The 15,176-nt window shown below is 42.3% G+C and carries 13 protein-coding genes; 5 read left to right on the top strand and 8 right to left on the bottom strand.

The window, feature by feature from the left end; genetic code table 11:
* Positions 1-42 precede the first annotated feature (42 nt).
* From tdh to AC2VOY_RS14815, 4 genes are all read right to left on the bottom strand, one after another.
* Positions 43-1,074, bottom strand: coding sequence for an L-threonine 3-dehydrogenase (gene tdh, locus AC2VOY_RS14830; RefSeq protein ID WP_491833344.1), 1,032 nt, complete (start codon positions 1,072-1,074; stop codon positions 43-45).
* Positions 1,075-1,091: 17 nt separating this feature from the next.
* Positions 1,092-2,288 (bottom strand): glycine C-acetyltransferase, encoded by a 1,197-nt coding sequence (locus tag AC2VOY_RS14825; RefSeq protein WP_491833343.1) that lies wholly within the window; start codon positions 2,286-2,288, stop codon positions 1,092-1,094.
* Between the two features lie 27 nt (positions 2,289-2,315).
* Complete coding sequence (locus AC2VOY_RS14820; protein ID WP_491833342.1) at positions 2,316-3,038, bottom strand: GntR family transcriptional regulator; 723 nt, start codon at positions 3,036-3,038, stop codon at positions 2,316-2,318.
* A gap of 109 nt (positions 3,039-3,147) precedes the next feature.
* On the bottom strand, positions 3,148-3,831 hold the full coding sequence (locus AC2VOY_RS14815) for an NAD(P)H-binding protein (protein WP_491833341.1): 684 nt from the start codon (positions 3,829-3,831) through the stop codon (positions 3,148-3,150).
* Between the two features lie 187 nt (positions 3,832-4,018).
* On the opposite strand from AC2VOY_RS14815, the gene AC2VOY_RS14810 reads away from it, so the two are divergent.
* Genes AC2VOY_RS14810 through AC2VOY_RS14800 form a run of 3 tightly spaced genes read left to right on the top strand, consistent with a single transcriptional unit; the run spans position 4,019 to position 8,599 of the window.
* Entirely contained in the window at positions 4,019-5,188 is a 1,170-nt protein-coding gene (locus AC2VOY_RS14810) for an efflux RND transporter periplasmic adaptor subunit (RefSeq protein WP_491833340.1), read from the top strand.
* A 25-nt stretch (positions 5,189-5,213) separates the two neighbouring features.
* Positions 5,214-7,175 (top strand): MacB family efflux pump subunit, encoded by a 1,962-nt coding sequence (locus AC2VOY_RS14805; RefSeq protein ID WP_491833339.1) that lies wholly within the window; start codon positions 5,214-5,216, stop codon positions 7,173-7,175.
* 17 nt (positions 7,176-7,192) lie between these two features.
* On the top strand, positions 7,193-8,599 hold the full coding sequence (locus tag AC2VOY_RS14800) for a TolC family protein (protein WP_491833338.1): 1,407 nt from the start codon (positions 7,193-7,195) through the stop codon (positions 8,597-8,599).
* Between the two features lie 104 nt (positions 8,600-8,703).
* Here AC2VOY_RS14800 and AC2VOY_RS14795 read toward each other — a convergent pair whose 3' ends face one another.
* Positions 8,704-9,618 carry an aldo/keto reductase gene (locus tag AC2VOY_RS14795; protein WP_491833337.1) on the bottom strand — a complete coding sequence of 305 codons (915 nt, stop codon included), beginning with the start codon at positions 9,616-9,618 and terminating at the stop codon, positions 8,704-8,706.
* A gap of 190 nt (positions 9,619-9,808) precedes the next feature.
* On the opposite strand from AC2VOY_RS14795, the gene AC2VOY_RS14790 reads away from it, so the two are divergent.
* The gene (locus AC2VOY_RS14790; protein ID WP_491833336.1) at positions 9,809-10,888 is read left to right on the top strand and encodes a hypothetical protein; all 1,080 of its coding nucleotides are present in this window, start codon (positions 9,809-9,811) and stop codon (positions 10,886-10,888) included.
* Between the two features lie 71 nt (positions 10,889-10,959).
* On the opposite strand, the gene AC2VOY_RS14785 is transcribed toward AC2VOY_RS14790, so the two are convergent.
* The 3 genes from AC2VOY_RS14785 to AC2VOY_RS14775 form a co-directional block, all read right to left on the bottom strand.
* Positions 10,960-12,030 carry a YcjF family protein gene (locus AC2VOY_RS14785; RefSeq protein WP_491833335.1) on the bottom strand — a complete coding sequence of 357 codons (1,071 nt, stop codon included), beginning with the start codon at positions 12,028-12,030 and terminating at the stop codon, positions 10,960-10,962.
* A 119-nt stretch (positions 12,031-12,149) separates the two neighbouring features.
* On the bottom strand, positions 12,150-12,968 hold the full coding sequence (locus AC2VOY_RS14780) for a hypothetical protein (RefSeq protein ID WP_491833334.1): 819 nt from the start codon (positions 12,966-12,968) through the stop codon (positions 12,150-12,152).
* A 441-nt stretch (positions 12,969-13,409) separates the two neighbouring features.
* Positions 13,410-13,838 carry a pyrimidine dimer DNA glycosylase/endonuclease V gene (locus AC2VOY_RS14775; RefSeq protein WP_491833333.1) on the bottom strand — a complete coding sequence of 143 codons (429 nt, stop codon included), beginning with the start codon at positions 13,836-13,838 and terminating at the stop codon, positions 13,410-13,412.
* Between the two features lie 38 nt (positions 13,839-13,876).
* Here AC2VOY_RS14775 and AC2VOY_RS14770 point away from each other — a divergent pair, with 38 nt between their 5' ends.
* Positions 13,877-15,091, top strand: coding sequence for an MFS transporter (locus AC2VOY_RS14770; protein WP_491833332.1), 1,215 nt, complete (start codon positions 13,877-13,879; stop codon positions 15,089-15,091).
* Positions 15,092-15,176: the final 85 nt, after the last annotated feature.

Genomic DNA, 15,176 nt, shown 5'->3' with positions numbered 1-15,176 from the left:
ATAAACAAAGCAGGCATAAAACCCTTTAATATAAACGAAAGGTTAATCCCAATTTAAGATAACTTTCCCAGAAGCCCCGCTACACATGGTGTCAAAGCCTTTTTGGAAGTCATCAATATCGAAGTGATGAGTGATAATTGGAGTGAGATCTAGGCCAGACTGAATCAGGCTTGCCATCTTATACCAAGTTTCAAACATCTCGCGACCATAGATACCCTTGATGACCAAGCCTTTGAAAATCACCTTGTTCCAATCCACCGCCATATCCGATGGTGGAATGCCAAGTAATGCAACACGGCCGCCGTGATTCATGGTCTCCAATAGCGCATTAAATGCACTAGGTACGCCACTCATTTCAAGGCCAACATCAAAGCCTTCGGTCATTTTGAGTTCTTTCATGACATCCGTGAGACTTTCTTTGGCCACATTGACAGCGCGCGTCACACCCATTTTCTTCGCTAAATCAAGGCGGTATTCGTTCACATCAGTGATCACCACATGACGCGCACCAACATGTTTTGCAACCGCTGCAGCCATGATCCCAATTGGACCTGCGCCTGTGATCAAAACATCTTCACCGACTAAATCAAAAGACAGCGCAGTGTGCACGGCGTTGCCAAATGGGTCAAAAATAGAAGCTAAATCATCTGAAATTTCATCTGGGATCTTAAATGCGTTAAACGCAGGGATCACCAAATATTCAGAAAATGCGCCTGTGCGGTTGACGCCAACGCCCGTTGTATTACGACATAAGTGGGTGCGACCACCACGGCAGTTACGGCAATGCCCACAAGTGATATGCCCTTCGCCAGAAACGCGATCACCGACATTAAAGCCGCGCACTTCTTGGCCCATATCAACGACTTCGCCGACGTATTCATGTCCCACAACCATAGGCACAGGGATGGTTTTTTGTGACCATTCATCCCAGTTGTAAATGTGTACATCTGTGCCACAAATTGCAGTTTTCTTGATTTTGATTAAGAGATCGTTATGCCCCATTTGCGGCTTATCAACCTCTGTCATCCAGATGCCTTTTTCTGCTTTAAGCTTAGATAATGCTTTGATTTTCATTTCTTTATTCCGACCAATTAACCTACAATGCCCATATCTTTGCCCACTTCAATAAAGACGTCGATAGCTTTATCAAGTTGATCTGTACTATGCGCTGCTGACATTTGGGTACGAATGCGCGCTTGGCCTTTTGGCACGACAGGGAAAGAGAAACCAACCACATAAATGCCTTTTTCAAGTGCGCGCTCCGCAAATTCTGCTGCCACTTTTGCATCTCCAAGCATGATTGGGATAATCGCGTGATCTGCGCCAGCAAGCGTAAAGCCGGCTTCGCTCATACGAGTTCTGAAGTGACTTGCATTCTCCCAAAGTTTAGCGCGCAAATCATCACTTTGCTCAAGTAAATCGAGCACTTGAATCGACGCATTAACAATTGCAGGTGCAACTGAGTTAGAGAACAAATATGGACGTGAGCGCTGACGCAGCCAATCAATCACTTCTTTTTTACCAGACGTATAACCGCCCGATGCGCCGCCCATTGCTTTGCCTAGCGTACCAGTAATAATATCAATGCGATCAATCACATCATGATATTCATGAGTGCCGCGACCTTTCGCGCCCATAAAGCCAACCGCGTGCGAGTCATCCACCATCACAAGTGCGTCATATTTATCAGCTAAATCACAAATTGCAGGCAAGTTTGCGACGACGCCATCCATCGAGAACACACCATCTGTCACGATAAGCTTATGACGTGCGCCCGCTTCATTTGCGGCAATCAGTTGCGCTTCAAGCTCTTGCATATCATTGTTGGCATAACGAAAACGCTTTGCTTTACATAAACGCACGCCATCAATGATCGATGCATGGTTCAGCGCATCAGAGATGATGGCATCTTCAGCGTCCAAAATGGTTTCAAATAAACCTGTATTCGCATCAAAGCAAGAAGTGTATAAAATCGTATCTTCTTTACCTAAAAATGCAGACAGCTTGGCTTCAAGGGTTTTATGGATATCTTGCGTGCCGCAGATAAAGCGTACCGATGCCATTCCAAAGCCATGTTCATCGAGACCAACTTTTGCAGCTTGAATCAAATCTGGGTGATTAGCCAAACCTAAGTAGTTGTTTGCACAAAAGTTCAAAACCGATTCACCGCTTGAAATCGCGACTTCGGCTTCTTGCGCAGAAGTAATAATGCGCTCTGACTTATAAAGGCCTTGGTTTTTAACATCTTCAATTGCGTCTTGAAGCTGAGTATAAAATGCAGATGACATGGTCTATCCTTGTTGGTGTTTAGTTTTCTAAGCGTTTGATTTGACGAAAGTCGTTTTAAACTCAAAACTTTCGCAAGTGTGTTTGGCGATTGAGTATTCGAACAGTTGACCATTATCGAGAAAGGCAACCTGCTCAATACAAATCAGCTTATCTCTTGGCTCGCGATTAAGCTCTTTGGCCTCGATTTCATTTGGATCTTGCGTGAAGATGCGCAGATTCGCACTATGAATATTATGCTTTAGATCTTGCGTAATATATTTATAGATGGACTCATGCAGATGCTCGAGGTTTAAATTTGGGATAAGCCGAGTGGATAAAAATGTATATTCAATATGTTGCGGCACACCATCAAGCAAGCGCACACGTTCAATTTGATAGACAAGCTCATTGGGATCGCACTGCATTTTGGCAGCTAGTTCATCACCAGCTTGAATCGCATTAAATTGAAGTACCTTGGCGGTCACTTCCTGCCCATCTTTGGCATAATGTGCATAGCTTCCCATTAAGTGGGTGCTATCGGATGCAAAATCATTCATTGGCTCACGCATTTTAACGTAAGAGCCAGATCCACGCTTACGTACAACAAGCCCATCCGAGACTAAAATATCCAATGCTTTTTTAATCGTCAGTTCACTGCACGCAAATTCTTGTGCCAGACGATGTCCTTCTGGTAACTTTTCGCCCACAGGGTATTCCTGATCTTTAATGCGACGTTTTATTTCCTGATAAATCTGACGATATTTAACCATAGTTTTCACTTCATTTATGACTTGACTGGTGCCACATTACAAATGTGAGCAAGTTAATATATTTTCTTTCAATAATGCAAATACTTTCATCCATTTATGCTAGCTAATTTCAACTTTTAAGCACAAAAGATTCGATTTGTGGATATTTATAGCGTTTGAGCTTGCTTTGTCGTTCTAGTGCTTGCTGCGAATCATCCAAAACACAGCGACAAATAGCCTTGGCAAGATCGCCCGCATGAATCGGATGGTAATGATACATCCCAGGGATCTTGGCAATCCATGGCATGATCTTAGCGCCAAGGCTTTCCATAACTCTTAACCTATCCCGCTCACCAAGCAATAACGAAGGCTGAAAAATATCTATTTTCTCAAAACAAAGTGCTTCCACATCAGCTTCTAACTCGCCTTTCATTTGTAAATATGGCGCCTTATTTTTTGGATCACTTCCAATCGAAGAAACTAACACAAAATGCTTCACCCCCTGCTCGGAGCAGATTTTTGCCACGTCGAATTGATAGCTATAATCTACAAGACGCTGCTTTGCTATGCTTCCTGCATCTTGTTTCGTGGTGCCCAAAGCTGAACATAAGACATCTATTTGATGACGCTCACAAATGCTAGTTATTTCGGATTCAAGATTTTCAAAATCAACCACTTGAGTTTGAACATTAGCTAAGCCAAAATCAAAGTCACGGCGTGAAATCGCTATCACTTGATGTGCTTTAGTTGCCGCAAATGCTTTAACTAAAGCTTCTCCAACCAAACCTGTTGCGCCTAAAATTAAGATATTCATAGTCTTCTTTACATTCAAATGTGTGTTTTATATGTGCTAATCACATATTTTATAAAATAAGGCGCTGAAATATGTAAAAATTATGCCTTTACGTATTCTTTACACTTCAAGTGGGCTAATTTACATCTGTTTCCCGTATAATTTGTACATTGTTTTCTATTTTGTCTTTCCAATACATGGATTTAACATGCAAAAACTTTTAAAACCTCTCATTATTATTGCACTGTTGGGCGCCGCTGGCTTTGCTCTTTATCAGCATTTTTTTCCGCAAGGCTCACAACAACCAAACTTTGCCACTGAGCCTGTTCGACGCGGCAATATAGAAAATACCGTACTGGCCACAGGAATGTTGCAAGCCTCGAAACTGGTTAATGTCGGTGCTCAAGTTTCAGGCCAAATCACCAACCTTGCCGTAAATCTTGGCCAAGAAGTTAAAAAAGGCGATTTGATTGCACAAATTGATGATTTATCACAGCGTAACACCTTGAAAGAATCTGAAGCATCACTGGCCAGTATCAATGCACAAATTGCGGCTAAGCAAGCTGAAATCAAACAAGCTTCTCTTGAATATACACGTCAAGTTCGCATGTATAAAGATAAAGCCACCTCGAAAGCTGAACTCGATATCGCTGAAGCCGACTTGGCAGTGGATAAAGCCGCATTAAAACAGCTTCAAGCACAAAAGGAGCAAGCTGAAATCACCCTTGATACGGCAAAAATCGACTTAGGCTACACAACTATCCGTGCGCCGATTGATGGCACCGTTGTGTATACAGCAGTTGAAGCAGGCCAAACCGTCAACGCCAATCAAACCACACCTACCATTGTCGAACTAGCGCAGCTTGATACCATGACAGTCGAGGCGCAAATTTCAGAAGCCGATGTGGTTAATGTTAAACCAGATCAAAGCGTTTTCTTTAGCATCTTAGGCAAGCCAGATCACCAGTTTAATGCCACCTTAAGAGCCATTGAGCCTGGCCCAACAATTATGACTGGGGATGATAGCAATTTAACGGTTTCGGACTCAGATGCGATTTATTTCAATGGTTTATTTGATATCGCTAACCCAGATAATATTTTACGTATCGGGATGACGGCGCAAGTTTCTATCGTGCTCGAGAAATCAGAAAATGCCCTTTTGATCCCAGCCCAAATTATTCGCAAGCGCGGCCTAAAAACTATGGTGCCAGTGCTTGAAGATGGCAAGCGCGTGATGAAAGAGATCAAAACCGGTATCAATAATAAACTTCAAGTTGAAGTGTTGTCAGGTCTTGAAGAAGGCGATCTTGTGATAGTTGGTGCCAGTGATGCGGGCAATACCACAAATAATCGCCGCCGCGGCCCACGACCTTTCTAAGTTCGCGAAAATCAAGGAATACCTTATGACACATCCTTTACTTGAAGTGCAAAATGTTTACCGTAGCTTTGCAGCTGGTGATCAAGAACTCACGGTATTAAAAGACGTCAACTTAAAAATTGAACGCGGTGAGATGGTGGCCATTGTCGGCACCTCGGGCTCAGGTAAATCAACCTTGATGAATATTCTTGGCTGCTTAGATAAGCCTTCTAAGGGCCAATACTTCATCCATGGGCAAGACACCTCGACCATGGCTGCTGATGAACTCGCAGCCCTACGTCGTGAATATTTCGGCTTTATTTTCCAACGCTATCATCTGCTGGGCGATCTTAATGCAATGGAAAACGTTGAAGTGCCTGCAATTTACGCCGGCGAAAACAAAACCAAGCGCAGCCAACGTTCGCAAGACTTACTCTCACGCCTTGGGCTTGGCGAGCGCCTTGATCATAAGCCAAGCCAATTGTCAGGCGGTCAGCAGCAACGCGTCAGTGTCGCGCGCGCCTTAATGAATGGCGGCGATGTGATCTTAGCCGATGAGCCAACAGGCGCGCTTGATAGTAAAAGCGGCGAAGAGATGATGGCGCTGCTTCAGGAGTTACATCACCTTGGGCATACGATCATTCTCGTGACCCATGATAAACACGTTGCTAACTTTGCCGATCGCATCATCGAAATTAAAGATGGTGTGGTCATCAAAGATTATCAAAACAAAGACGTTGAAGGTGAAGTTAAGGATCAGCAATCGCTCGAAACACAAGATAAATCAACCAAAGTACGTCGTGATTGGCTCTCTTGGACCAACTATGTTGAGGCCTTTAAGATGGCGCTTTTGGCAATGTCGAGCCATAAACTGCGCACCTTTTTAACCATGCTGGGGATCATCATAGGGATTGCATCTGTCGTCTCAGTGGTGGCGCTAGGCAAAGGTTCACAAGAACAAATCTTAGCCAATATCTCCTCTATGGGGACTAATACCATAGATATACGTCCCGGTACTGGCTTTGGGGATAGGAAATCAGGCCGAATTCGAACCTTAGTTTCAAGTGATGCCGATGCGCTCAAAACTATTTCTTATATTGATAATGTGAGCCCAAAAGTCGATACCAATACGACGGTAAAATATGGCAACCAAGCCGTAACAGCGAGTATATCTGGTGTCGCGAGTGATTATTTCAATGTTTACGACTATGAAATCGCGCAAGGGCAATTCTTCGACCAAGACAGTGTGAAAACTTTAAGCCAAGATGCTGTGATTGATGACAACACCAAAAATGAGCTGTTTGAAAACGAAAATCCACTAGGCAAAGTTATTTTCTTAGGCTCCTTACCTGTGCGCATTATTGGTGTCACCAAGCCAAAAGAAAGTGCCTTTGGCAACAGCGACTCACTCACAGTGTGGCTGCCTTACACCACGGTTTCAGGCCGTATGCTAGGTCAAAACTACTTAAAAAGTATTACGGTGCGAATTTCTGATGATGTGCCATCGGATGCGGCAGAACAAGGCATTATTGAACTGTTAAAAATGCGTCACGGGACGCAAGATTTCTTTACCATTAATACAGATACAATTCGCGAAAGTATTGAAAAAACCACCCAAACCATGACACTTTTGATCTCTGCGATTGCGGTAATTTCTTTGATTGTGGGCGGCATTGGGGTGATGAATATCATGCTGGTTTCAGTCACCGAGCGAACCAAAGAAATTGGTGTGCGCATGGCGGTTGGCGCAAGACAAAGTGATATTTTGCGCCAGTTCTTGATTGAAGCGATTTTAGTTTGTTTATGTGGCGGCCTTGCAGGGATTGCGCTTGCTTATTTAATTGGCGTGGCATTTGCAAGTTCTGGCGCGAGTTTCCAGATGGTGTATTCAAGTACTTCGATTATCGCAGCCTTTGTTTGTTCGACCTTGATCGGGGTGTTATTTGGCTACCTACCAGCCAAAAATGCGGCCAAGCTTGATCCAATTGACGCACTGGCAAGAGATTAGAATTTAAAGAGTTTACGATGAAAAAAACAAATTTAGCCCTAATATTATCACTTGCCCTTTTAAGCGGCTGTAGCGCCTTGGTGCGCAGTGACTTTGAAGCGCCTTTAGTCAATGTGCCGGACGCATGGCAAACGGTGAGCGTTACCCAAGATGTGCATATCGACCCTTGGTGGAAAAAGTTTAACGATCCTGTCCTCAATCAATTGGTCAGTCAAGCGCTTGCTACCAACAATGATTTAACCTTGGCGACCTTGACTGTACGCCGCGCACAGCTAGAAACAGGCCTTGCGCGCGATGACTGGTACCCACAAGTCTCCGCAAGTGGTTCTGGCGAAGTCAGCCAAGTGCTGGATCAAGGGGACTCTGACACAAACTTTAGTGCGCAAGCATCGGTGAGTTATGAAGTTGATTTATGGGGCAAAATTGGCGCAGATGTCGACGCTGCAAAGTGGTCTGCAATTGCTAGCATGCAAGATCGTGAAGCCACAGCGCAAAGTTTAGTGGCAACCACGGCAACCTTGTATTGGCAAATTCTATATTTAAATGAAAGCTTAAAACTTGCCAAGCAAGACGTTCAAGACTCGCAAACCACGCTTGATTTAGTCAATGCGCGCTATAATGCGGGCAGTGTCTCACGCCTTGAGGTTGTGCAAGCGCAGAAAAATCTTGCCACAAGTCAGTCGAATCGCTCAAATGTACAAAATGATTTAAACCAAGCGCAAAATGCCTTAGCTATTTTATTTAACCAAGCGCCACAAACTATGGCGAATATTGATGAAAATAAAAGCATTGTCAGTTTGCCTTTGCCGCAAGTTGCAGCTGGCGTGCCATCTGATGTGTTGATCCGCCGCCCAGATGTCAAAGCGTCACTTTATGAGCTCAAATCTGCGCTCGCAAGTAAAGATGCCACATATGCCGCCTATCTACCCAGCTTGACTTTAACCGGTTCGATTGGCGATTCGTCAGATGATTTGGAAGATTTACTCCGCGATCCACTTGGCAGTTTAGGCGCTCAGTTATTCTTGCCTTTCTTACAATGGAACCGGATGCAAATTGATAAGAAAATTTCAGATGTAGATTATCAAACTGCGGTCGTCAACTATCGTAAAACCTTATATAGCGCGTTTGAAGATGTCGACAATGCCCTATCCGATCGTCAAAACTACTTTGAACAAGCAGAGCATTTAACCCAGCAATATAACAATGCGTTAGAAGAAGAGCATATTTACCAAAGCCGCTTTGATAATGGCGCGGTAGATTTGACGGATCTCTTGACTGCGCAGCAAAGCCGCCGCAGTTCGCGCGATGCCTTATTGCTGAATAAGTTTAACCAACTCTCCAATCAAGCGGTTTTATATCAATCACTTGGTGGACAAGATATCGCACCTGAAATCCCACCAGAGACTGATGAGACTGAGTCTTAATCTCTAAGTAAATCACAAACAAAAGCCCTAGCCAGATATTGAAAGTCATTTCACTTCTTATAAAGGCTAGGACTTTTTGTTGTGTTACGTCGATTTATTTACGACTATGGCACAGCGTGACCTTTTGATGCTTGCCACACGCGATACCACTGCTCACGCGTCAGTGAAATATCCAGTGCATCCACAGCGCTACGCACACGCTCAATATTACCTGAGCCAATAATTGGCAATGCGCCACAAGGCAATGTCATCACCCAAGCATAGATCACTTGATCAATCCCGGTAGCGCCCACCTCTGCTGCAATTTTTTCAAGCTCAGCGCGTACGCGTTTGGCCTGCTCGCTACTGCCACTGAAAATGTCACCACCAGCAAGGCAAGACCAAGCCATAGGTTTGACGCGTAATTGCTGCATTAAATCTAGCGTGCCATCATGTGCCACTTCAAAATTAAGTGGGTTAATTTCAACTTGATTGGTCACAAGTGGTTTGTCTAGACGTGATTGTAATAATTCAAATTGACGTGGCGTAAAGTTTGACACACCAAAGTACTTCACTTTGCCTGCTGCTTCTAAGCTTAAAAATGCTTCAGCAACTTCATCTGCATCCATCAGCACATCAGGGCGATGAATCAGCAGCACATCAATCACATCAGTATGTAAGTTCTTTAAGGATTGCTCCACTTGCGCTGTGATGTAGGCTTTGCTGGTATCATAGTAGTTGATTTGACGGCTTGGGAATTTATCCGTCGCAAGGTTAATATCACACTTGGTCACAATCTGAATGTTCTCGCGGATACTTGGCTCAAGCGCCAAAGCCTGACCAAATAGCGCTTCACATTCATAATTACCATATATATCTGCGTGATCAACTGTGGTGATCCCAAGATCTAAATGCTGCTTTAAAAAGTCTAGACGCTGGGCTGGGTTCATGTCCCAATCCCCTAAGCGCCAGTAACCTTGGATTAATTTTGAGAAGTGAGGACCTTGTGGTGCAAGTTGTACATTTTGCATAATAACCATATCCTTTTTAGATGAACTGCCAACACAATAGCGATATATATCTCATATTTCCAGTGAATATTGTCCTCTATGCTTAATTATTGACAATTTGATGATGTGACTCTCTTTTGCTGATTTTAGCAGTTTGGGGATCTTTAAAAATTCATGTATATTATGGCAAGTTTCGAAAATATATGGATTTTTACTCGATATGTCGGTTTCATTTAACGCCCTTAAAACATTAACCCCTGTTAACTCTCTGAAAACACTGATCCTTGCAGGCTTTAGCTTAACCCTTGCAGCTTGCGCTAGCGATCCCAATGATATCTCACATTTAAACGCAACTTTACCAAATTTCAAACAAAGTGATGTACTACCAAAAGTGAGTGCCAATCAATACTGTAAACCAAACCTTGATGGTGATTTACTTTATGGCATGGGCTATCGTTTTTATCGTCAGCGTAAATTAAGTGATGCACAAACCTGCCTAGCAATGGCTGCGCCTGAGTTTCCTCAATCCTTTTGTTATTTAAGTAACATTGCTGAAAACTCAACAAATTTAACCCAAGAGCAAAAACAGCAAGCGATGTTTCGCTATACCGCCTTTGCAGCAACAAAGAACCAAAGCTGCGCTGAATATCAACTCCACTTAGCCTATGCAGGCGATCCCAATGCCAAAGATTTAGATGTGAAGCCACAAGCCAAACGCGCGTTCTTATGGCTTGAACGTGCAGCCATTCATGGCGATCCGCTCTCGCAAGCAAAGGTTGCTGAAACCTATGAAAAGGCAATGAATAAGCCTATTGAAGCACTGGCATGGGTGCGCATTTTTAACCTTGATTCAGAGATTGAAGTGTTAGATAAAGATGCGATTAAGCTAGATGAAAAGCATTTAGAAGATGCGCTGACAGAAGCGCAAAAACAAGAGTCGGATGCAGTCTTCTTGCAAAACCTTGCCCGCGTGAAATATAAAAAAGATGTTTATGCGGAGGATTTACGCTATAAAAATGCCTTTTATTCCGGCAGTGTCTATCTGGAAGCGCCCGATGCAATGCTAAGCATGACGCAAGCCGAGCGTGAAGCCTTTGTTCAAACGCAAATTCAACATGCGCTTGATTTAGATTATATTAAAACCAATGGTCAACTCGTGAGTTATTTGGCTTTGTCAGCCTATGCAAAAGCGCAAAACAAGCCAGTAAATGTTGAAAATAACTCGCAGATCAAAGCATTATTAGAAAACCGTGAACTTAAAACGAGCGAGCAAATTGCTAAGGGCAAAGCTTTGTTATAAGCCATATCTACCAAAATCATAAATTTAAAATGCAGCCTGAATTCTCGGCTGCATTTTTTATGCTTCTTTTTTTACTCTTTGTTGGCGTTATTCAGATTTTTTTGTTGCGCATCTTTAAGTTTTTTCGCTCGCTGGAAGGCCTCTTGATATATTTGCTCTAGATCTTCTTGTGTGACAGGGTCACCTTTTTGTAACTGATAAAAGTAATAACAGCCCGCACGCCCCAAGCCATAAGTGGTGGCAAAACTCATGACTGCGGCGGTCACAGCGCCAATACTTTGTCCATACACTGGAATAAACTTCACCAGTTGGCGCATGCCAAGTTTTACCCCATATTGCAGCCCAAAGCTTGTGCCCAAAGTCGCGGCAAATTTTGAGAAAGCTTTTTTATCCCATTCAATCCCATAATAATTGGCAAGGCTATGTAGCATCTTGCCTTGAATCGCAGGCACGCTGACCAGACCGACCGCAGGCACTAAATCGCTAGCACTGGCGCTGCCGGCATACCAAAGGATCTCTTTTTCATGTTTAGAAAAGCTTGCTTCTTCTTGGGTGCTATCTTCATTTTCTTGCAGCGCCATGCCAACAATTGGTAAAAATGCCATTAATTTATCAATTAGTTGATCGGTTTGATAACCATCCGGTGCGGGTAATAAAAAGTCTAACTCGACGGATTCAAGCGAGTCGCCCCAAGCTTTTTCAAACGCTTCTTGATGATAATTAGCGCCGCGCTTGCCAGCATCTTCTGATTGCATCAAAAGCCCAGTATGGACAACAAAAACTTGTTTGATTTGTTTTGATTTTTTAATTTTTTTCAGCGCGGCAATCACTGGGCTTTGATCCATTTCATCGGCTTTCGCCAAGACTATCAAGGCGTGACTTTGCCCTTGGCAGGCCGCGATATCTTCTGTTGGATCATAATCAGCTTCCCCTAAACCGCGCGTATCTAAAAATCGGAATAAAGGCATGTCTTGGGGAAAGTCATACGCCTGCGCCGTTTTGGTACAAGGCATAAAGCCGTTGCCAATTTCAAGGGGAGATGAGTCGCTGCCTTGGGTTAAAAACTGGATAAGGCTTGATTTGCCCGCACCAGTTTTACCAAGCAACCAAAGCGTGGGTAAGTTTTGTTTTTTCAATTCCATCAATGATCACATCATTCAAATAACATATCTTAAAATAACAGTAGTGATCTATTGTGTCAAAATGTACAAATTAATAATAATTTGTCTGCTTTGATTCAATCAGTCATTCTTCACCTGCGCTATTGTGGTTGAATGAACTCTAACTTCTTGCCATTTGTGTAGATAGCGGGGAGTGGATTTTTCAAATAAGTCACACTCACTTTTTTTCCATTTTCTTGAACATATAACTTTTGAAATGGTGCAATATATATATAGTTATCACTTCCGAATATTTCACTTAACTTTCGCATATATAAATCAAAATCAAAAATATCCCCTGTCTTAATATAAGTTAAAGTACCATTTGATAATTCAACAATATCAAATAGATCAAAAAATAAATTTACAATTATTTTATTGGAGTTTGATGTTATATATGATTTATTTATTAATATTACTTCATGGGACTTCTTGTTAATCTCTACTACAGCATACCCATTAGATGTAATCTGTTTTTCTATACTAGTCATTTCATCAGGTATCTCGTTATTGTTACTATCTTTTAATAACAACAAACTAAATGTTGAAGCATGGTTTGATTTCGCCATGTTTGACACTGTACCACCAGCAACGTCTACCATACCTGTTAGATTACCAGTCAAAATAGTAGCCAAACCTATCAATTGATTCATCGTACCATTGCTCATTTTGGGCTTATATTCTCGTACTTCTTGATATTCTTCTGGCGTTAAATCACGTAATGGTGAGCGTATAGTTTTAAGCCCATACTTATAATCCTTAGTGAGAATGGTTTGATTCGCAATGTTGTATGCTTCACTATACTTCGGATCATATGGACGTACATTTTCATTACCTTTTGGGATAGGTGCAACACATCCACTTAACATCAATATAGATATTAATAATGTAAAAAGTCTCATTTTAAATCCCTCACTCATCAAATGTCCCTATTAACATACCATGGAGTTTTTATTTCAAAACTCAGTCACTATTTATCTGATTTATCTTAATTTTATCCCACTTATATTCATAGACTTCACGCTTAATTCTTCTATATACATATTATCAAATCATTCGTTGTACGTATCTGACACATTCAACATTTCACTTGGAATTAAATTATTGAATATAAAACCTGAACCACTAAATGAGTTAATATTTGGCATATATGGTTATAATTTCCAGTATTGATAAAAATAGTAATCTACTTTTACATGCTTTTAATTTATGCTCGGATCAGTCATCGACGCACAACTTGATAATGCCAAAATAAAAAATGGTGATTGCTTTCATAAAAATATCCTTATCTAAACGTCCAATATAACCACCCAAACCAAGTGGCTATATCAAAAGTTTAGTCAGATATTTTACTTTTCTCCTTAGAGAATTTCCCAATCTTCGATATCGCCATCAATTTCGATGAATAAAGGATGCAACTGAATCTTAGACGCAGCTTCAAGCTCACAAAGTTTTTTTTCATCACGCACTTTCAATTTATTTTTTAGATGCGTTACTTCATACGCCACTTGCCCTGTGGTGACAGGAATAGGCGAGCACGGCGCGCGACTAACAATCTTAGAGTGGTTGAAATTATAATTGCGTCTGTCTGCTTCTTTTGCGATATAATCGAGATAATTTCCAATTGCCGCGACAGGATCAGGCATCGCTTTGAAGCGATCGAGTTGCGGGTGGTTTTTATACCCCTTAGTATTGCCAAGGAGCACATTTTGCGCCAAAAGCGTTTCACGCCAAAGTGCAACTAATCCTTTTGTATCTAAATAACTTGGGTGAACGGACCAAATTCGCATATATCTTTCCATTTAACGATAAAAAACAAGAAGTATTTATGACAAAAGCGTCGAGTAACTTACAAGATAAACCCATAAAGTCTGCTACGTTACTTATATTTATTGGGGTGTTATTACTTTCAGCTAACTTACGAGCGCCATTTACCAGTGTTGCGCCAGTGCTGGGGCAAATCATGCAAGATTTATCCCTTGCCGCCTCTAGCGCCGGTTTTTTAACTGCGCTCCCATTGCTATGTTTCGCAATTTTCTCGCCTATGTGCGCCAGTTTATCGCGAAAAATCGGCCTTTATCCAAGTTTAGTTGTTGGCCTTGTCAGCATTAGCGCTGGCGTTATTTTACGTTCACTTGGGTTTGAATTTCCGCTCTTTTTTGGCACCATCTTAATTGGCCTTGGGATTGCAATTGGTAACGTGCTTTTGCCTGTGGTGGTTAAAGTAAACTTTCCGCATAAAATATCAACCACAACATCTTTATATGTATTTACCATGGGGATCGCCTCAACGATTAGCGCAGGTCTTATGGTACCAATTTCACACCTAGATATCGGCGCTCTTTCAGGCTGGCAAGGTGCCCTTGGGTTTAATTTAATCTTCCCTTTACTTGCGCTTTTGATTTGGTTACCTAAGGTCTTTACCCGTACCAAAGCGGCGCCGAGCACAACCACTGACACTCACACTAAAATGAGTAGCCTGCTGCGCTCACCGGTCGCTTGGCAGGTGACCTTAGGCATAGGCTTAAACTCCTTTACTTTTTATTCCTTTGCCGGCTGGCTGCCGAAAATGCTCAATGAAATTGGCTATTCAGAAATTGAAGCAGGATATCTATATAGCTTGATGCAGTTTGCGACGATTTTGCCTGGCCTTGTGCTGATCCCATTAATGTCACGCGCCAAATTGCAGCGTCCATTAATTACTCTGACTAGCTTTTGTTTATCTGCCACTGTTCTTGGCATTGCCTTTGCACCGCAATTTGCACTTGTCTGGGTAGTTTTGTTTGGCTTTTGTAACTGCGCCACCTTTATCATTGGAATGTCCTTTGTTGGCCTGCGTACCGATACGCCTGCGCAAGCTGCTGCGCTGTCAGGGCTATCGCAAAGTATCGGTTATGGCTTTGCTGCAACCGGGCCAACGATTGTCGGCTCTATGTATGCAATGACCAATCACTGGACGCTCCCGCTGATGTTTATTGCTGCTGTGGGCTTAGTCTGCATGGTGTTTGCCAACCTTGCAGCGCGCGATAAAAAGGTGCTTTAAGACTAAGTATTGCTGTATTTGATGCAGGTTTTGCCTTTTCGTTAAATTCAAACCAAGCATCAACTAAACTTTTTACAGATAAAAA

It is taken from the genome of Vibrio sp. KMM 9700 (genome assembly GCF_058545285.1).
This window is presented reverse-complemented; position numbering and strand designations above follow the sequence as displayed.